The organism is uncultured Photobacterium sp. (assembly GCF_947039875.1).
Classification (GTDB): domain Bacteria; phylum Pseudomonadota; class Gammaproteobacteria; order Enterobacterales; family Vibrionaceae; genus Photobacterium.
This window is the reverse complement of the sequence record NZ_CAMRAN010000004.1, coordinates 37,688-57,573: the sequence shown is the minus strand read 5'-3', so window position 1 is coordinate 57,573 and position 19,886 is coordinate 37,688. Positions and strand designations below refer to the sequence as shown.

Annotated in this window: 18 protein-coding genes and 4 tRNA genes; 6 read left to right on the top strand and 16 right to left on the bottom strand. The window is 39.1% G+C overall.

Annotation, left to right across the window (positions count from 1 at the left end; genetic code table 11):
• Window positions 1-187: 187 nt before the first annotated feature.
• Window positions 188-649: a TetR family transcriptional regulator gene (locus Q0V26_RS02505; protein WP_297476493.1), complete on the bottom strand. Its 462-nt coding sequence runs from the start codon at window positions 647-649 to the stop codon at window positions 188-190.
• 130 nt (window positions 650-779) lie between these two features.
• Window positions 780-1,499, bottom strand: coding sequence for a L,D-transpeptidase family protein (locus Q0V26_RS02500; RefSeq protein ID WP_297476491.1), 720 nt, complete (start codon window positions 1,497-1,499; stop codon window positions 780-782).
• A gap of 230 nt (window positions 1,500-1,729) precedes the next feature.
• On the opposite strand from Q0V26_RS02500, the gene Q0V26_RS02495 reads away from it, so the two are divergent.
• Both Q0V26_RS02495 and Q0V26_RS02490 read left to right on the top strand, forming a co-directional pair.
• Entirely contained in the window at window positions 1,730-2,983 is a 1,254-nt protein-coding gene (locus Q0V26_RS02495; RefSeq protein WP_297476489.1) for a leucine-rich repeat-containing protein kinase family protein, read from the top strand.
• A 297-nt stretch (window positions 2,984-3,280) separates the two neighbouring features.
• Complete coding sequence (locus Q0V26_RS02490) at window positions 3,281-4,906, top strand: AMP-binding protein (protein ID WP_297476658.1); 1,626 nt, start codon at window positions 3,281-3,283, stop codon at window positions 4,904-4,906.
• Window positions 4,907-4,967: 61 nt separating this feature from the next.
• On the opposite strand, the gene Q0V26_RS02485 is transcribed toward Q0V26_RS02490, so the two are convergent.
• The 4 genes from Q0V26_RS02485 to Q0V26_RS02470 form a co-directional block, all read right to left on the bottom strand.
• Window positions 4,968-5,044 (bottom strand) — tRNA-Asp (locus Q0V26_RS02485).
• Window positions 5,045-5,084: 40 nt separating this feature from the next.
• A tRNA-Ser gene (locus Q0V26_RS02480) sits at window positions 5,085-5,175 on the bottom strand.
• Between the two features lie 157 nt (window positions 5,176-5,332).
• Window positions 5,333-5,680: a RidA family protein gene (locus tag Q0V26_RS02475; protein ID WP_297476487.1), complete on the bottom strand. Its 348-nt coding sequence runs from the start codon at window positions 5,678-5,680 to the stop codon at window positions 5,333-5,335.
• Window positions 5,681-5,783: 103 nt separating this feature from the next.
• Window positions 5,784-7,064 carry an FAD-binding oxidoreductase gene (locus tag Q0V26_RS02470; protein WP_297476485.1) on the bottom strand — a complete coding sequence of 427 codons (1,281 nt, stop codon included), beginning with the start codon at window positions 7,062-7,064 and terminating at the stop codon, window positions 5,784-5,786.
• A 188-nt stretch (window positions 7,065-7,252) separates the two neighbouring features.
• Here Q0V26_RS02470 and Q0V26_RS02465 point away from each other — a divergent pair, with 188 nt between their 5' ends.
• Window positions 7,253-8,287 (top strand): spermidine/putrescine ABC transporter substrate-binding protein, encoded by a 1,035-nt coding sequence (locus Q0V26_RS02465; protein ID WP_297476483.1) that lies wholly within the window; start codon window positions 7,253-7,255, stop codon window positions 8,285-8,287.
• Between the two features lie 67 nt (window positions 8,288-8,354).
• Here Q0V26_RS02465 and Q0V26_RS02460 read toward each other — a convergent pair whose 3' ends face one another.
• Window positions 8,355-8,993, bottom strand: a complete 639-nt coding sequence (locus Q0V26_RS02460) for a deoxynucleoside kinase (protein WP_158258924.1) — start codon at window positions 8,991-8,993, stop codon at window positions 8,355-8,357.
• Window positions 8,994-9,336: 343 nt separating this feature from the next.
• Here Q0V26_RS02460 and Q0V26_RS02455 point away from each other — a divergent pair, with 343 nt between their 5' ends.
• Window positions 9,337-9,957: a LysE family translocator gene (locus Q0V26_RS02455; protein WP_297476656.1), complete on the top strand. Its 621-nt coding sequence runs from the start codon at window positions 9,337-9,339 to the stop codon at window positions 9,955-9,957.
• Window positions 9,958-10,622: 665 nt separating this feature from the next.
• On the opposite strand, the gene Q0V26_RS02450 is transcribed toward Q0V26_RS02455, so the two are convergent.
• The 4 genes from Q0V26_RS02450 to Q0V26_RS02435 all read right to left on the bottom strand — a co-directional run bounded on the left by Q0V26_RS02450 (window position 10,623) and on the right by Q0V26_RS02435 (window position 12,752).
• Window positions 10,623-10,699: transfer RNA gene (locus tag Q0V26_RS02450), tRNA-Asp, on the bottom strand.
• 40 nt (window positions 10,700-10,739) lie between these two features.
• Window positions 10,740-10,830, bottom strand: a tRNA-Ser gene (locus Q0V26_RS02445).
• A gap of 165 nt (window positions 10,831-10,995) precedes the next feature.
• Window positions 10,996-11,982 (bottom strand): formimidoylglutamase, encoded by a 987-nt coding sequence (locus Q0V26_RS02440; protein ID WP_297476479.1) that lies wholly within the window; start codon window positions 11,980-11,982, stop codon window positions 10,996-10,998.
• A gap of 41 nt (window positions 11,983-12,023) precedes the next feature.
• Window positions 12,024-12,752: an IclR family transcriptional regulator gene (locus tag Q0V26_RS02435; RefSeq protein WP_199190749.1), complete on the bottom strand. Its 729-nt coding sequence runs from the start codon at window positions 12,750-12,752 to the stop codon at window positions 12,024-12,026.
• A gap of 326 nt (window positions 12,753-13,078) precedes the next feature.
• Between Q0V26_RS02435 and Q0V26_RS02430 the strand changes: the two genes are divergently transcribed.
• Window positions 13,079-13,801 carry a YebC/PmpR family DNA-binding transcriptional regulator gene (locus Q0V26_RS02430; protein WP_297476476.1) on the top strand — a complete coding sequence of 241 codons (723 nt, stop codon included), beginning with the start codon at window positions 13,079-13,081 and terminating at the stop codon, window positions 13,799-13,801.
• 269 nt (window positions 13,802-14,070) lie between these two features.
• Entirely contained in the window at window positions 14,071-14,754 is a 684-nt protein-coding gene (locus Q0V26_RS02425; RefSeq protein ID WP_045036249.1) for a type 1 glutamine amidotransferase domain-containing protein, read from the top strand.
• A gap of 141 nt (window positions 14,755-14,895) precedes the next feature.
• On the opposite strand, the gene Q0V26_RS02420 is transcribed toward Q0V26_RS02425, so the two are convergent.
• From Q0V26_RS02420 to Q0V26_RS02400, 5 genes are all read right to left on the bottom strand, one after another.
• Window positions 14,896-15,483 (bottom strand): DJ-1/PfpI family protein, encoded by a 588-nt coding sequence (locus tag Q0V26_RS02420; protein WP_045036248.1) that lies wholly within the window; start codon window positions 15,481-15,483, stop codon window positions 14,896-14,898.
• A 9-nt stretch (window positions 15,484-15,492) separates the two neighbouring features.
• Window positions 15,493-16,137, bottom strand: a complete 645-nt coding sequence (locus Q0V26_RS02415) for a bifunctional 4-hydroxy-2-oxoglutarate aldolase/2-dehydro-3-deoxy-phosphogluconate aldolase (protein WP_045036247.1) — start codon at window positions 16,135-16,137, stop codon at window positions 15,493-15,495.
• A complete protein-coding gene (locus Q0V26_RS02410; protein ID WP_052668021.1) occupies window positions 16,124-17,104 on the bottom strand; it encodes a sugar kinase in 981 nt (326 codons plus the stop codon). The genes Q0V26_RS02415 and Q0V26_RS02410 overlap by 14 nt, the downstream gene beginning before the upstream one ends.
• A gap of 191 nt (window positions 17,105-17,295) precedes the next feature.
• Entirely contained in the window at window positions 17,296-18,150 is an 855-nt protein-coding gene (locus Q0V26_RS02405) for a tagatose bisphosphate family class II aldolase (protein ID WP_297476463.1), read from the bottom strand.
• A gap of 117 nt (window positions 18,151-18,267) precedes the next feature.
• Window positions 18,268-19,827, bottom strand: coding sequence for a DUF2264 domain-containing protein (locus tag Q0V26_RS02400; protein WP_297476460.1), 1,560 nt, complete (start codon window positions 19,825-19,827; stop codon window positions 18,268-18,270).
• Between the last annotated feature and the right edge of the window lie 59 nt (window positions 19,828-19,886).

Sequence of the window (19,886 nt, the reverse complement as noted above, 5' to 3'; positions counted from 1 at the left end):
TGCGTAAATATAGAGCAGATACTCTAAATTAATAAATTTTAACAGATAATGAAAAGATTACTTTATTTTAATTACCTGCCTATTCAACGAAAATATTAATATCAGCTGTACCTACAAACAAAATAGCCCACAAAATGTGGGCTATTAATATTTAGTCAAAAAATTACTGTTATTAAATAAGCAATAATTAACGTGCTAAACGAATTAATGAGCGTCCTAATAAACACTCTAGTTCACCAATACTTTGTTTGCCGTAACGTTGTTCACAAAGCGTAAATAAACGCTCAATGCCGCGATGAGCAAATTCATGTGATGTTTCAGCAGAGGAGATATGATGGAATAATAATCGTAAAATAGCGCGAAAACTTTCATCATCTAACGCAGCAGACCAACTTGTTGCAAATGCCTGCAAATCACTGGTTAAATCCAACTTATCAACAAAGAGATGATAGATACGGCCATCAAGTGCATGAGCGAAATCTTGCTTCTTAGGAAAGTGATGACTGATGCCTGTTCTTGATATACCCGTTTGGTTACTCAAGGTGGTATACGACATTTTATCGTAACCTAAGGTTAATATTTGCTCAATCACTGCATCCATAATAGTCTGAATAGTGATCTCTGTGTCTTCTTTACTACGCTTAGGCATAATGCGTTGGCTCTGTTCTAATCATTTTATGCAACGATAATATCCTTGACACGAAGTAATCATCTCAAGGATATTGGTTCGCTGTAGTATTACAAAATGTTTTTCGCTTAACTAGGGTAAACCCACATAATTAACGATTAAATTTTCTCGCATACTGTTCAATGTCGCGGTATAAAATTTTAGTCCAATAAGGTTGCGTGTTTACAGCGAGCAATTTACTTTTTCGCGGATCGTGTGGGCTAATCAATACTTCTATGTTGTTAATACCTGTTCTTTCGGCTAATAAAAACAATTCTTCAATCGCGTAATCCCCCATAGCTAAACAACCAACTGAAGATTGCTTACCGTGAATAAAAATATTATTCCCCGGTGAAGTGCGCCCTTCTAATTGCGCATACTTTCGATCAAATGCGTTAGGATAATTGAGCTTCATTGATAAATGATAACGGCTATTAGGGTTTAGCAATGACACTTGATAAACACCCTCAGGCACTTGTTTATCACCTTCACGCATTTTGGGCCCCATATGACCACTCATTTTTTGTATATCATAATCTTTTACGTAAGACCATTTACCTTTTTCTTTCGCCCACAGCTCAACACTTTGCTCTTGTTTCATCGCAAATAAAGCAATATTCTGCGGCGGATAAGTTAACCCAACATTATCAAAGTACCGTTTTAATCGAGGCTCAACAAAAGGCGAATAACGATTCATAACATCACTAACAGTACGACTACCTGCTGGTGGATATGATGCATACGTTGATGATGGGATATATAACGATTCTGCGTGTGCACAACTGATCGATGTTAACACTAGCATTACTGGACAAATAACGTTCTTTAACACACTACCCTCAATGATAATTTTTCTACACGCATAACATTGCGGTAATTCACCGATAACTAACCATGGTCTATGGCTGAATTGTATCAGTTTACTCGAATTACTGCTTAAACAACCATCAATTTATACATGAATTTAAATGAAATCGTAAACTTGTACAGTAGTCGTGATCTAACCCTTTAAAATCTTTACAATAGCACTATAAATTATACCTAATGAAAAATGAGACAATTTTGCATACGTTAGAACAATTACGCTCAGGCCAACTTGAAGGCACTACACATTTAGCGTTAAGCGAACAACTGACGCTGTTTCCTAAAGAAATACTAACACTTGCGAGCAGCTTAGAAGTGTTAGATCTAACCAACAATCAATTAAGCCATTTACCTGATAGTTTCAGCCAGCTAACTAAATTACGCATTATTTTTATTTCAAATAACAATTTTACTGAATTACCTACCATTTTAGGGACTTGTCCTAATCTTGAAATGATCGGCTTTAAATCCAATCAAATCACCACCGTTGATGCTAGTTCACTGCCGAAAAAATTACGCTGGTTGATCTTAACCGATAATAAAATAACAGCCCTACCCGAAGCACTTGGCGACTGTATCCATTTACAAAAACTGGCACTCGCAGGCAACGCCCTAACGGCGCTACCGCTATCAATGAAAAAATTAGTTAACTTACAATTAATTCGATTATCCGCCAATGCATTAACCGCCTTTCCAGATCAATTATTGGATTTACCCAAATTAGCATGGCTGGCTTTTTCTGGTAATCATTTCAATCGTCATCAGCAGGTTACTAATTCACTGCCTTATGTTGCTTCAAATGATTACCAACTAGAAAAAGTATTAGGGCAAGGTGCTTCAGGCGTTATCTCTTTGGCTCAATGGCGGTCTAACCCACATCAACTAGATAACGACATTGCGGTTAAAGTATTTAAAGGGCAAGTTACCTCTGACGGTTATCCGCAAGATGAATTAAATGCGTGTTTAAAAACAGGTGCACACCCCAATTTAGTGGCATCATTAGCCCAAGTGAGTGAACCCAATTACTTAGCCTTAATCATGGCTTTAATTCCCGCGCATTATCATAATCTTGGATTACCGCCAACATTCGTTACTTGCACTCGTGACACATTCCCTGCTGAATTTACACTGTCAATTGCAGCAATAGCGACAATTGTTAAACAAATGACAGCAGTAATTAGCCATATACAAACACAAGGTGTCGCTCATGGTGATATTTACGCACATAACGTATTAGTTGACGACAATGCTAATATTTTAGTGGGTGATTTTGGGGCTGCATCTATTTATGATGATTTATCCCCACAACAACAAAAAAAAATTGCCGTTATTGAATGGCGAGCTGTTGGTTATTTTATTGAGGATTTATTGTCTATTTGCCACATTCAAGATCAAAATACAGCGCTATATCAACAATTATATACTCAATCCCAACGTTATATTTCTGCTTAATTATCATTATTATTCTCTCTAATATTCTTATTCAATTTATCTATGTCACATAAGACGCATAAATTGAATAAGTTCACGCCCAATTATTCATACATCCGCTTAAATATAAGCCATTATTATTCAGTAGGTTAAGTTAACACCCTCTTCCAAAAAGCCTTTAAAACATTAATTAACCAGTATTATCACGCTTGACTATGATGAACATAACAGCTTAAATTTAACATTATAACAACATCATAAGTTATGACCCATTTATCAATCGGAGTGCTTATGGCTCAATTGCAAACACCTGCTGATATGATCATCAAATGGGCCAATGAGCGCCCTGACGATATTTATTTAAAGCAAATTATCAACCGTAAGTTTGTTAATTACACTTACGCAAGTGTTGCGGATAAAACACAACGTCTGGTCACAGCATTTCAGCAACTAGGCATTCAACCAGGTGAACGTATTGCTCTGATTTCTAAAAATTGTGCTGAATGGTTTATTTGTGATCTAGCTATGATGTTAGGGGGTTATGTTAGCGTCCCTATCTTTCCTACTGCGGGAGCAGACACTATTGCCCATTGTATTGATCATAGTGAGGCAGCATTAGTCATTATCGGAAAATTAGACAACCCAGCAGCCGTCAATGATGTCATAGCCAGTCACCCTACACTACCAACAATTGCCTTTTCTTACCCTGGCACACCAACATGTCAGTATCAATTCAATGACCTTATTGAACAATATTCACCCACAACTGAACGTCGAACACATCATGATACGGATTTAATGTCTATCGTTTACACTTCGGGCACCTCAGGCATGCCCAAAGGTGCGATGTTAACGTATGGCGCATTTGTATGGTCATCACAAAAAATTATTGAGCATATTGGCTTAAAAAGTGATGAACGGTTATTTTCTTATTTACCATTAGCCCATATTACTGAACGCGTTTATATCTTTGGATCTTCGATTATGTCAGGGTTACAAGTCGCCTTTCCTGAATCTCTCGATACCTTTATTGATGATGTAAAAATGCATCGTCCGACTATTTTTGTTTCTGTACCCCGTTTATGGACCATATTCCAACAACGGATCCAAGATAAACTGCCACAACCTAAATTAAATATTCTGCTTAAAATTCCACTTGTCTCAACATTAATTAAACGTAAATTAGCCCAAGGATTAGGATTAGATCACGCACGAGTGCTCGGCTGTGGATCGGCTCCCATATCTACTGGATTATTATCTTGGTATGAAAGTATTGGACTTAATATTACTGAAGCATGGGGAATGACCGAATCATTTGCCTATAGCACCCTTAATCATCCTTATCGTAGTGATAAAATTGGCACCGTAGGTAGAGCAGGTCCCGGTATTGAATTAAAAATTGCAGCAGATAAAGAGATTTTAGTGCGCAGTAAAGGCTTATTTAGTGGCTATTATAACAACCCACAAGCAACCCAAGAAAGTTTTGATAATGATGGGTGGCTATATACGGGTGATATTGGCCATTTAGACAATGATGGCTATTTAACAATTCAAGGCCGTAAGAAAGATACATTTAAAACAGCGAAAGGCAAATTTGTTTCACCTGTCCCTATCGAAAAGCGCTTAATGGATCTGGGTAATTTTGAAATGGTATGCTTAATAGGATCAGGAATGGCCGCGCCTATTTTATTAGCCGTTGCTCATAACTATGTTGAATTCGATCAATCTCGCTACGAGAAAAAACTCCAAACTATTATTCAAAAGATAAACACAGAGCTTGAATCACATCAAAAAATAAAAGGCGTACTAATGATAAAAGAACCATGGAGTATTGATAATGGTATTTTAACGCCAACCTTAAAAATAAAGCGTCATATTTTAGAACAACAATATGCAACACTTGAGGAAAATTGGAATAATAAACAATTAATAAAATGGCAATAGTACAGAGTAGATAATCCAGATGCAAAAAATCCCCGTCATTTCTGACGAGGATTCATTGTGTTGGCGGAGCGGACGGGACTCGAACCCGCGACCCCCGGCGTGACAGGCCGGTATTCTAACCAACTGAACTACCGCTCCAATTCTGTATGAAACTCGATTAAATCAAATTTCTAGAATATGGCGGAGAGATAGGGATTTGAACCCTAGATACGCTATAAACGTATGCTGGTTTTCAAGACCAGTGCTTTCAACCGCTCAGCCATCTCTCCAATGCCGCGCATAATATCGAGGTTAGCTAATCGTGTAAAGCTAAAATTTAATTAAAAACATCAACCGATTAGTTTTTGTACTAAATGTAGCGTTTTACCATGTATTCATATATAAAAGGCCGACATATTGTCGACCTTTTATGATTACAAATAAGCATTATTTTTCAGCAGCAATCACAGAGATTTCAACCAATAAAGCATCACGTGCCATGCTTGCTTCAACACACGCACGAGCAGGAGCATATCCGGCAGGCACCCAATTGTCCCACACCGCATTCATCTCAGCGAACAAACTCATATCTTTAATATAAATAGTTGCTGATAACATATGCTCTTTATCACTGCCCGCTTGTTCAAGCAACACTTCAACTTTATCGAGCATCGTCTGTGTCTGCTCGGTAATGTCTTTAGTTGCATCAGCACAAACCTGACCACAAAGATAAATAGTACCATTGTGCTTAACAATACGACTCATACGGGCTTTCGTTTCTTGACGCTCGATCATAAGGCTCTCTCTGATTGATTTAAATAAGCAAATAATTCACTATTACCGTACCAAGATGGCAAATAAACTTACTTTTTTATATTTTATTGCAACTAAATTTTAATTATTTACCCAGTGAGTCTTCTAATCGTGCTTTCCAGATAGCCATTGCTAGTGCCGGTTTGCGTAAAACTTCTGGGGTTGGAATCCAACCATGTTTAATTTTAGCAAACACATCAAACCGTTCAGCAGTACCTGCCATTGCTTCAGCAACAACTTTACCTGCAATATTGGTTAATCCTACACCATGACCAGTATAACCATGAGCAACATAGATATCATTGCCTAGATGATCAATTTGCGGCATGTAAGAACGAGTAACAGCAAACAATCCGCCCCAATGGTATTCCATCTTCACGTCAGCAAGTTGTGGGAACACGGTGATCATGCGCTGGCGTAGACGCTCACTTGAATCGCTGTATTCACCGTTAAATGGGTGATTAACACCACCAAACAGAATGCGACCATCCGGTGTTGGGCGGTAATAATCAAGGCTGTTATTTAAATCTGACATTGCCATCATATTACTGATAGGTTGACGATCGCCCAATTGCTCAGTCACACCAATGTAAGACACTACAGGCAATACAACACTTTGTGCTTTACGGTGCAATCCTTCAAGGTACGCATTACACGCTAATAAAACTTGTTTGGCTTTAACCTGACCTTTTGGAGTATGGATAATATGCGGATTACCTTTATCCAGTTTTACTGCTGGCGTATTCTCAAAAATAGTCGCACCTAAGCTTAACGCTGCTTGTGCTAAACCTAAGGTGTAATTCAATGGGTGCATATGAGCACTGTTTGAATCATATAGACCACCTAAATAACGCTCAGTGTGTGCCACTTGATTGACTTTATCTTTGTCCCACCAGCTAGCACTTGGATAATCATAACGGCTCTGTTTTAAGTCATACCAAGATTTTAGCTCAGCTTCTTGGCTTTTCTTCAACGCCAGTTCGATATAGCCTTGTTGAAAATCACAATCAATATTAAATTTCTCGATGCGATCACGAGCAATATCAACTGCTTCACAAGAGAGATCCCACAGCTGCTTACCCCACTCAGGTCCGTATGTTTCATCAACTTCACGTAACCCTAAACAATAACCCACTAAACACTGACCCCCATTACGCCCAGATCCTCCCCATGCTAAGCGTTGTGATTCAAGCACCACAACAGAGAATCCTTTCTGACGTAATTCAATCGCGGCGTTTAATCCTGTCATACCACCACCAATAATACATACATCAGCTTCAATTGCTTGATCTAGTAGGGGTTGTTCAGGTAACGCATTAACGGTTGCTTGGTAGTAACTATCGATATATTGACTGTTGATTGACATTCCAATTGCCCACAAAAAAAATACAGGTTAAAAATCGCGCGGATAATGTCACGAGTCTTGATGCTTCACAAGCAATTTATTACTGTGACTTAGTTCATAATTTAGCTTGATTGTTTTTGACACAAACAAACTTCTGTCTAATATCCGCGCTCAGATCTGACTTACCTGGTCAATTAGGAATTAATAATATGAATAAAATATTCAAAGGGGTGACCACACTAGCATTCGCACTTTCAGCATTTAATGTTTCGGCAGCAAATGATGTGCTTAACGTTTACAACTGGGCGGAATATATGCCAACAGATGTAATCAAAGCCTTTGAGAAAGAATATGATGTCACCATCAATTACTCTACATTTGATAATAATGAATCGATGTATACCAAGCTCAAGCTACTTGATAGTAAAGGCTATGATGTTGCATTTGCTTCAACGTATTTTATTGAGAAAATGGCGCGTGAAGGCATGCTTGCAAAGATAGATAAAAGCAAAATGCATTACTTAAATGACATTTATTCTGGTCTAATGAAACAACCATTTGATCCTAATAATGATTACTCTTTACCTTATGTATGGGGCGTCACGGGGATTAGCTACAATGCAGAAGTAATCACATCCGATCAGGTAACGAGCTGGAAAGATTTATGGAACACCAATTTCAAACAACAAGTGATGTTACTTGATGATGTTCGAGATGTGTTCGGTATGGCACTGCGGGCACAAGGTCATAGTATTAATAGCACCAATGAAGCAGAAATTAAGCAAGCTTACGAGAAATTACGTCAATTACGCTCAAACGTTGTCGTTTATAATTCTGATGCTCCTCATGTTCCTTATGTTACCGGGGAAGCAATGGTAGGAATGCAATGGAACGGTAATGCTTTTATGGCACAAAAAGAAATGCCAGAGCTTAAATTTGTTTATCCAACCGAAGGCGCTATTTTATGGATGGATAACTTTATCATCCCTAAAGGTAGTGAGCATAAAGATCTCGCATTTAAATTTATCGACTTCTTTATGCGTCCTGAAAATCAGGCAAAAATTGTTGAAGAGCTAGGCTTCCCTGCCCCAAATAAACAAGCCAAACAGTTTTTACCGACTGAATTACAAAATGACCCGATGATTTTCCCAACTGACGCACAAGTTGACCACGGTGAGTTCACTGATGATGTAGGTGACGCTGTTAATATTTACCAAAAATATTGGCAGATGCTAAAAAGCTAATCACAAAAAAAGCTACAGTTAATAGTTAACTGTAGCCTCTCTGGTGTTATATCACTACTCAGTGACATTAGTTCATATCTAAACCAGCAGCATTCAATTGTGGTAATAGATCAGCAACAGCAAGTGGTGTATTCCAATCAATATGAATTAACGTCGTTCCCATCTTACGACATGCTTGTGGTAATACAGCATCATGAAATGCATCAATATCACTAATATAACCAATATCTAATCCCATTTCCTCTGCACGTCCACGCTGACGCATACGGCTATAAGCCACTTCAGGATCGGTTTTTAAATAAATACAATAATCAATGGTTGGGTATTGATTGATTTGACTGATCAAATGCTGATAGCACGCCATATGCTTAGCAATATCTTCAGCCGTGCTGTTGTAATTAGCAATACAAGCATGAGTAAAGACTAAATCACTAAGTAAAGAACGCTCAATAATATAGACACCTTGAGGATTCAAATTATTCAAAAGTTCAGCACGTTGAGCCGTGATGTAGCACTGAAAATTACTGCGAGCCTCGACGTTAAATGGATCACAAGTAAATTCACCTAATAAATGTTGAAATTCAGGATCAGAATCTACTGGTTCTAAAATGGCAGTTGCATTTAAGGCGACAGCTAATTGAGGGAGTAAGGTCGATTTACCAGCACCAATATTACCTTCTACACATATAATTTTAGGCTTATCCAAGAACTTTTCCCTCTGAAGACTTAATAGACAGAGAACCACGCAGTGATACTCTTAAGATTTGCTAATGCAATAAGCTCGACATTCTGAAACTAATCGCTCCAAAAAACCATGTTTTATGTGTTGTTTGATTATTAAAAAAGCAAAAAGGAGTACTTTAATTATCACGTTCAAATTAACAATAATAATTATTATCATAAATCAGCGGTAGCCAACAAATAAAAATATATAAATACAATAAGTTATACAAAAATGAACAATGTTGTCATTGATGTATGAAAATTTAAAGGCAAAACATTGTTTGCATGATAGCATTCAAAAAATGCGTATTTACAAGGATGATATGATGTCACTAGAAGCTGCAATTGCCTTCTTTTTTGCTATTTTTATTTTTGCTATTACTCCCGGGCCTGGTGTATTTGCTATTCTCGCCAAAGCAATGGTCGAAGGTCCTCGTCAATGCATCATGATGGCATTAGGGATGGTAGCAAGTGACCTGCTTTATTTACAATTAGCCTGCTTTGGTTTAGCGACTATCGCTGACAATTGGTCAGAAGTGTTTGTGATTATTCGTTATTTAGGCGCAGGTTATTTAATTTACCTCGGCTATAAAATGTTGACGGCTTTATCACAAAACCAACAATCAGATACTGAGCAACAGCCACAGCAAGCACCTTTAGCCAGTTTTGGTCATGGCTTTTTGATTTCAGCCTCTAATCCAAAAGTTATTTTGTTCTATGTGTCTTTTTTACCGACGTTTATTGATTTAACCCGTTTAAACAGCACTGATATCATTCTAATTTCTGTTTTGTCATCCATTGCCTTGATGTCAGCCATTATGTTAGTTGCTTATGGCGCTTCACGATTAGCTAAAGTGATTAAGGCACCCATCGCACAGCAACGATTAAATAAAACAGCAGGTAGCATTATGATCGCGGCAGGTGCGTATTTAGCGGTGAATAAGTAGTTGTTTGATTCGCGACTAACTAACCTTATATCATTCTCGACAGCGAGGTGACGAACAACCCCCCGTCATTCCCTACAGTGAGGTGACGACCAACCACCCGTCATTCCCTACAGTGAGGTTACGAACGAGATAGGGAATCTACTTCCCACGCGTCGTAAAGTGACTGTTTTCGTTGCATTTTAACGTATGTTCACTGCCGTCTTTAATGCTCAAACACGTGATGAATAGATCACGGATAGTTCGTGCCTCTCTTCCGAGATGACGGATAATAACCCACAATCATTTAGCATAGAACAGATGCAAAAAATCCTCACATTTCTGACGAGGATTCGTTGTATTGTGAAGCGGACGTGAACTTGCCATTCCGAAAATCAGCGCGCCCCCCAGCGTAACAGGCCGACGATTAACACTTATGCCATCACATCTAACATTTATTATCTAAGTTTTGAAACTCAAAACGCAAAAAATCCCCGTCATTTCTGACGAGGATTCATTGTGTTGTGAAGCGGACGGGACTTGCCATTCCGAAAATCAGCGCGCCCCCCAGCGTGACAGGCCGATATTGACACTTATGCCGTCATTTATCGCATCTAACATTTATTATCTAGATTTTGAAACTCCAGATGCAAAAAATCCCCGTCATTTCTGACGAGGATTCGTTGTGTTGGCGGAGCGGACGGGACTCGAACCCGCGACCCCCGGCGTGACAGGCCGGTATTCTAACCAACTGAACTACCGCTCCAATTCTGTATGAAACTCGATTAAATCAAATTTCTAGAATGTGGCGGAGAGATAGGGATTTGAACCCTAGATACGCTATAAACGTATGCTGGTTTTCAAGACCAGTGCTTTCAACCGCTCAGCCATCTCTCCAATGCCGCGAATAATACCTATCATCACGGTGGCTGTAAAGGCTTTTTTTATAAAAACATTATAATTAATGACTTTTGTATTACTATTCAACCAAAGCCATCAAAAGAGCATCTTTATGATCATAAAATCATCATTTTCATGCTGTTACTCATATATAAAAATGCGTTAAACAAAATGAACAATGGTTTGAATCAGTTTAGTCGCCAATTTTGCAGTCTGATTATCGTAATCATATTCTGGATTCAACTCTGCAATATCAACAATTTTAACTTTGCCACTCGCCATAATATATTTAATTGCCCACTCCACCATTGATAAGCTAACACCATGCATACGCGTCATATTCGCACCAGGAGCAATCGAGGAAGAAAATACATCAAGATCGATACTCAATTGAATACAATCAACACTATCAATAAAGCTATCTAATTGTGCTTGAACATGTTTTTTATTACGCGTCGTCATTTGATTATCAAGTAGCCACTGACAACCGAGATCTTCTGCCAATTTAAACATTGCTTGTGAATTAGCATGATCACAAATACCAAGACCAAGAAAATCAAAACTGCGCTGTTGTTCTTTGCTATAACACCATGCAGCATGAAACGCAGATCCCGCCCGTAACGATAATGATGGTCTTAGTTCAAAATGCGCATCAAAATTAATCACGCCCACTCGTTGCGGTAACAATTGTGGTTGCTGATCTTCAGTAATCATCACGGGGGCTGATTTTACTTCGGTACTGAAATCAGACAGTGCTTGATAACTAGCAATAGAGATTTCATGCCCACCACCGAGCACAACAGGAAAATGACCATCACGTAAGCAACGCAATAATAATTGGTGCTGTCGTTGGCTAACGGCAGCAAAACTATGATCATTATTGGTTTGTTCTATATCACCCGCATCATAAAAAGGTAATTTTGTTTGAGCATGGGTGTAAGGCAATATCCGTCGAATACTTGCAGGACCTTCTTTCGCGCCTTGTAAGCCACGTCCCCAATCAAGACTCAGATCAGAAATGACACCAACAAGCATAATACCGGGCTGGTATTGCTGGACATAAGGGCTGATGAGCGTATGTTTACGATGGTATGCCATCGGTTTTTGAGGCTCATTTTTAAATAACTTTTTTAATTGATCAACTAACATACGCCAATCTTCCCTCTCTTTCATTGCACAAACAACACAGGCTAGTGTTGTGGTGGTAATGCTCTTGCTGCTTGTAATACACTCATTACAATTTTATTTTTACGGCTATTTATACGCTCTGCTGGCGCCATAACACTAACCGCACCGACAACTTTATTACCAACAAATACCGGTGCACTCACACCAGAAACACCCGCATCAATTTCGGATGTACTGATTGCAAAACCATCTTGTTTAATAAGATCTAATTCAGCAATCCACGTATCTATCTGTGTTTGTTCGGTAATATCATAATGCTCTAAAATCGTTAATTGGCGAGCTAACGGTAAGTAAGCCAAAATAACTTTAGCTGATGCACCACGAATCAATGGCTGGCTTTGGCCTTTTTCATAACTACAACGCAACGCATAAGGGCTATCGATACTATCAACACAGAGTGCATTAAAACCTACGGCAACCATATACGCTGACATCTCACCAGTTTGCTGCTGTAATCGTTTTAAAATCGGTCTTACACCATCAGGTAATGGTGAATTCATTTCAAAATTACGTTGCAGTTGTAACGCAGCAGGACCCGCACTATAAGTATTACGCCCATGATTCTCTTCAATTAAATTCCAATCACGAAGCAACGCTAAATAGCGATATAAACTACTTATCGGCATTTCCATTTCGGTACTGAGTTGCTGTGCTTGAAGCGGTACATTTGACGCCGCAATATGAACCAGCACTTGTAACAATTTTTCATTAGCGCTTAGTGAATGAGTCACAGGTAAGTTATCTCTAATTTGTGTGATGATTATTTGTAACCAATTATAGCGCGAACAACAAGAGGAATTCTTATATTGTAAGAAAATATAGGATTTATTTGCTTTGTTTTATTACCTTACGAGAAATTAAACTATATTTGAAATCTTTAGCTCCAAAAATAAGTATTCCGATTACTCTTTTTTAAGTTGGTTTAATATTTCAACGTAAAAATAAAAAAAACGTCTTTACTTAGCATAAATACAGATCTAACTAGCCAGAATAAAGGGGTGCTGGTAAAATATTTGCATAATTGACCGTTTAAAACAGTAAAAGAGAGTGATTCCTCATGGGAAGAAAGTTCGAAGTACGCAAATTGTCTATGGCAAAAACCCAAGGCGCTAAGATCAAGGTTTACTCAAAGTATGGTAAAGAGATCTACGTTTGTGCTAAGAACGGTAGTCCGGATCCTGATAGTAACCTAGCGCTTCGTCGTCTTATCGAAAAAGCGAAAAAAGATCAGGTACCAAGCCACGTTATTGAAAAAGCAATTGATAAAGCAAAAGGCGGCGGCGGTGAAGATTACTCAACTGCACGTTACGAAGGTTTTGGCCCAGGCAACTGCATGGTTATCGTTGACTGTCTAACAGACAACAACAACCGTACTTTCATGGACGTTCGTCAAGCATTCGTTAAAAACAATGCAAAAATCGGTAGCCCAGGCACTGTTGGCCACATGTTTGAACACCAAGCTGTGTTTGAATTTAAAGGTACTGACGAAGAAGTTGTTCTTGAAAATCTAATGATGGAAGACGTAGACGTTACTGACATCACTTGTGAAGATGGCGAGATCACTGTTTACGCTCCACACACTGAATTCTTTAAAGTGAAAAACGCACTTACTGCAACAATGGCTGACGTTATCATTGATTCAGAAGAAATTGCTTTCGTACCACAGACAATGACTGAATTGGCTGGTGACGACATTGCAATGTTTGAAAAATTCCTTGATGCACTAAACGATTGTGATGACGTACAAAACGTTTACCACAATGCGGAAATGGCTGACTAATTATAGTCTTTCATTTCTTCACAAAAAGGTCACTTTAGTGGCCTTTTTGTTTATCCCCTTATATAATATCTACGATTAAAAACATTGACTGCACTACAATTATAATAATGCTAATGTTCAAGCCATTATTTATTATTTTTCCTTAGATATAATATTGATAAAAAGAGTAATTATTACGCTTGTGAGCCACATTATTTAAGCCTATAACTAATACAGGCATTAAATTATGTATTTTTAATCTCAATGATTAAACGAGGGCTTAAACTAATATGAATATCTTAATCGTATTAACATCTCATCAAAATTTAGGTACAACCACAGCAAAAACAGGCCTATGGTTAGATGAGTTTACTGTCCCTTTTTATCTCTTTAAAGATAATAACGATACTGTGACCCTTGCCTCTCCTCTGGGTGGACAAGTACCCATTGATCCAAAAAGTGATACCGCAGAGATGCAGACAGAATCGGTTATTCGATTTAAAAATGATACTAATGCAATCACGCAATTAGCTAATACCTTACTATTATCAACTATCGATCCAGCCGATTATGACGCTGTATTTTATCCTGGTGGACATGGGCCACTGTGGGATTTATCCCAAAATGCCGCATCAAAACATATTATTGAATCAAGTTACCAACACCACAAACCCACTGGCCTTGTTTGTCATGGCCCCGCAGCATTAAAAGCACCTAAAAACGCTGATGGCAGCCCACTTATTGCAGGCAAAAATGTCACTGGTTTTAGTAATAGTGAAGAAGACGCGGTTGGATTAAGTGCTGTGGTTCCTTTTTTACTGGAAGATATGTTAACTGACCAAGGTGCACATTACACTCAAGGGCCTGATTGGCAGAGCTATATTGTAGTCGATGACAATCTTATCACTGGCCAAAATCCAGCATCAGCACAGGCAGTTGCGACAGAGATAATTCGTCAATTAAAAGCACATTAATATATGCCCTTTCATTACGATCTCTTTTTGATAGATTTATTGTTAAATGATTATTTAAAAGGTTTCCGCTAAATATATAAAAGCCTAGTTATTTAACCTAACTAGGCTTACTACTTTCTCTCTATAATTATCGCTATAGCACTATGCGTTATTTAACGGCCAGTGATCAAAATAGATATGGCTTGCTTGCCAATCTACTTTGGAATGATTATCAGCTAACAAATAGCGTGCAACCGTAAAGGCAAATTCAAAACTCACCCCTAAACCACGCCCGGTAATAAATTGACCGTCAACAACCACTTTCTGTTTAACAAATTCACCGTCATCAAATTTTTCAGCTAATTTATCACCGGTAGTATATGTACGACCTTGTAATAAATGATGCGCAGCAAGTACTTTTGCGCCAGAAGAGCATAATGCACAAATATACTTATTGGCTTCAATATGACGCTTTAAAAAAGCAATAACATTGGCGTTAGCGGATAAATTATCAGTACCTTGTGGGCCACCAGGCATCATCACCGCATCATAAGTCTTATCAAATTTATCTGTTAACACATAATCGGCGCTGATTTTAGTTTCAAAGTAAGTATTAAGTGCTGTAGTTTCCATGCAAGACAACACATCCACTTTAATGTCTAAGCGGCGCATAATGTCGATAAAAACCACCGCTTCGCCTTCTTCAAAACCATCAGCAAGCAGTACTGCAACGTGTTTTACTTCTGTCATCGTCAATCCCTATGCCTTCATCTGAGCAATCATTGCACACACTTCACGTACATTACCGGCAATCAGATCCCAGTCATGATTGGTAATTGCCTTGGTTGGTGCAATCCATGTTCCACCACAAGCGATTACTTGTGGAATCGCTAAATACTCACCCAAATTAAGCGGTGTTACGCCACCCGTTGGCATTAACTGAACCTGACTATAAGGCCCAACTAATGATTTAAGCATGTTCACACCACCAGAAGCTTCAGCAGGAAAGAACTTCAGTGCACTCACACCTAATTCTAATGCTTGCTCAACCAAGCTTGGATTATTCACCCCAGGGATCATTTTAATATTATTAGTGAGGCAATATTTCACCGTAGTTGGATTAAACCCAGGGCTAATAACAAAGTCAGCACCCGCCTCAATAGCTGCATTCACTTGTTCAACGGTTAAAACAGTGCCTGCACATAACACTATCTCAGGATAAGCAGCACGTATTAAGCGAATAGACTCCGCAGCAGCTGCGGTACGAAAGGTAATTTCAGCAGCAGGTAGACCATTTTCAACTAATATTTTAGCAAGAGGCACAGCATCGACTGCATGCTCAATTTGAATGACAGGCATAACTCGCAATGCACGCAAACGATCAATCCATTCATTTGTCATCATAATTACTACTCATTAAATCCGTTAAATATTGGGTACATTGCAGAGGAATAACGGCACCGCGATGCTGAATCACTTGAGCGGCAAGATTATTTCCCCACTGACAGCAAGCAATCATTGGCATACCTTTCGCCCATGCCGCTAAATAAGCAGCATTAAAAGAATCCCCTGCGGCTGTTGTATCAATGACAGCATCAATCTTATTACCATCAACCAAGCCTTTTTGACCTGCTTGTGACCACATAGCGCCTTTGCTGCCTAACTTCACCACCACTTGGCTAACCCCTAAACGGTGCAAGCGATCAGCAATAATATCAGCGGGTGTATCCACCTCACCACGTAATAAATCTTCATCATCTGCGGTAACTAACGCAATGTCAGCTAAGCGATACAATTCTGATAGCCATGTTTTAGCATGGGTAGCGCCATTCCATAATCGTGGCCGATAATTTGAATCAACCGCAATTTTACAACCTGATGCTTTTAATTTTTCAAGGGCCTCAACGAGCTTAATTTTGCCATGTTCAGGCAAAATAGCCAAAGAGATCCCTGAGAGGTAGATCAAATCATAGTCTTTTAATTGCGCAATAATCTGTGAAAACTGAGCATGTTCACACATATAGCGTGCGGCGGAATCATTGCGCCAATAATGAAAGCTACGCTCTCCTTCGGCATCAATTTCAATGGCGTACATGCCGGGTAATTTATCGCGTTCACGCATCACAAAACGGCAATCAATGCCTTCAGACTGCCATGCATCAATCATGGCATTACTATAATTATCAATGCCTAATGCGGTGATATAACTAGGGGAACGTTGAGGAAGCAATCGAGAAAGATAAATCGCAGTATTGAGCGTATCGCCACCGAAACTTTGTTGCTGAGTTGCAAAAGGCGCACCACTCAGCTCAATCATGCACTCACCTAAAATGGCGATATTGCGCTTTATTGCTGAAGTTGGAAATGTCATTTTTCCTCACCTATTAACCATTATTCGCTATCAGAAAAAAGGCCATGACGATGAGATATGAAAATCAATCATGGCCAAAAAACATCATCACTCAAAGTTATAAATGTAATGCCAAATAAAGCTGATCAGCTTAAGGGGGAAATGGCATTACATTGTGTCATCCCTGGCGAGAGGTTATAGTCTGTGGCTAATTACGCTTTTCCCTCGCTACCACATACGCGAATTTTATCTTGAATAATTTTCTTCATTGCCGCTTTACCCGGAATAATATAATGACGAGGGTCATTCGCTTCAGGGTGCTCAATAAAGTATTGTTTTACAGCATCAGAAAAGGCGATTTTAAGTTCAGTCGCAACATTCACCTTCGTAATACCGAGTTCGATACAACGACGTACATCGGCATCTGGCACACCTGAAGCGCCATGAAGCACTAATGGTGTATCCGTTTTACTACGAATAATGCCAAGACGATCAAAATCTAATCGCGGCTGCTCTTTATACATACCATGAGCAGTACCAATGGCAATCGCTAATGAATCAATACCTGTCGCATTAATAAATTCAACCGCAGCATCAGGATCGGTGTAAAGTGCATCTTTATCTTCAACAATAAGATCATCTTCCTGACCACCTAAACGGCCTAGCTCTGCTTCAACAGAACAATCCCAACCATGACAGAATTGCACGACTTTACGAGTAAGATCAATATTGCCTTCAAAGCTATGATGCGAACCATCAATCATCGCTGATTTAATACCTGCTTCTACTTTAGTACGAATATCACTGAACGACTCATGATGATCCATATGTAACGCAATTGGCGTTTGATAAATATTTGCCGCTTTAAGACAAATACCCACCAAGTAATCAGTGCCAGCATAAGAATAAGTTCCAGGCGTGCCAGCAAGAATAACGGGAGAACGCATCTCTGCCGCTGTTTCAAGTACAACTTGAATTGTCTCAAGATTATGAATATTAAAAGCAGGAACGGCATAACCGCCTAGCTGCGCTTTCAACAGCATTTCACGCGAAGAAACCAAAAACATAAAAAACCCCAAACCTTCCGTTAACTTTCGATTTAGATGATATTCGAAAACAAAAACAAATAAAAAGATCTGAATCACATAAACACTTTCAAATCGAAAATAAATAACAAAATGAAATCAAAAGAAATGCGACATCTTCGATGAATAACAGGTAATACCTTTACGCAATAAGTTATTCTTCGGCCTTTCCGCTCGTCCTAAAATAGTTTCTAGCCAGTAAGAACGGGCTGATTGGGTCTCTAAACGACGAGATAATGGATTTTGTTCGGTGATATAATCATTTTTAAATATCACTACTACCTCTTTCGTTTCGAAAACGCCAATGACTTGCGCATTGATCGCCTTAAATTCCACATTAAAATTACTTTGTTCAATGGGTAATGGTTGTGGATCTGCTTGCCACAAGCCACTTCGATCACCACAAAATAAGGCAATATTCAATGCTCGCAATGACCAGAAACTGCTTGCTGGGCCACTGTAGTTATCAACTAATCGAGTATCATCATCAAACAGCCCTTGTGTTGGCGCGCCATGTTGCATCGCGCCATGACCAATAAAATATTCCAAACTAGTAGCAAAGGCGCGTTGAGCTTCACCAGCAGTAATAGCTTCACTGTGTTGATCTAGAGCCATAATCAGAGGTGCGGCGGCGGCAAGACGATAACAGGCACTGCGACCAAAAAAAGGCAGGCCTTCTGCGGTAAATAAATAGCGATATTGACTGACAAAATCCGCAAGAGTTTGATGAATAAATCCACTATCAAAACTTGAATCTATTTGATCGAGCCAATAGAGCGAGTAATGAAATCCCCACGCGTTGTAATAATCATAATTCCCTTTCGCACCATCACGGAACCAGCCATCACCCACATGAAACGCTTTAATGCGTTGGTATTTATCCTGTGCAATAGTGTCTTCCCCTGTTAATGCCTTAATGACAAATTGCACCGTCAACGGAAAAAGGTGCCAATTATTATCAACCGTTTGACAGTGGTTAACTTGTTTAAACCACGTAATAATTTGTGTCTGCTCAGCCGTGTTCATGGGTTGCCAAACATGGTCACGACTCAACCATAGCGCTAACGCTAAATCAGCACTTTCACAAATACGCTGGTCATAGTCATGCAATTCCCCCCAATATCCCGCATGCTGAGGGTCTGTTCCGGCTAAAAAAGCATTGCGTAACATTGCGACAAAGTCTAATGGATGACCATTAAGCCCCTCTAATGGCTGCGAACCATGCTGGCTGACCCATGCTGCTATTGTAGGTAACACTCGACTAGTGCCTTCCATCGCATCGGTACGTGCACTTTGCTGGCTAGGACGCCCCGGATAATAAGCATGGCTATAGTCCCATACCGCATAATGATCAAACGCTTGTGCAACATAGCGTACTAAGTATTCACATTTATTTTTAATACTTAGTGCATCATTAGTAAAACAGGCCGCCACTGCGACATCATTATCAGAGTAAGTCGCCGCTTTCATTTTTAAACGCACAAGTCGCTGTTTAAATAACGTCAAATACATTGCCGGTGTTGGGTGCTCATAAGGAATAATGGGACGTTCAGTTGCTTGAATTTGTTTTGCTACATAAGGTAATGGCTCTGTAACATCGGTGGGGGTATGTAATGCCGATTCAGAAAGTGAAATAGCCGCTTGAGTATCATTTATCATTGTTATCCTCCATGAACAATAACGCACCACAGCCATGTTGATATAACGTCAACATGATT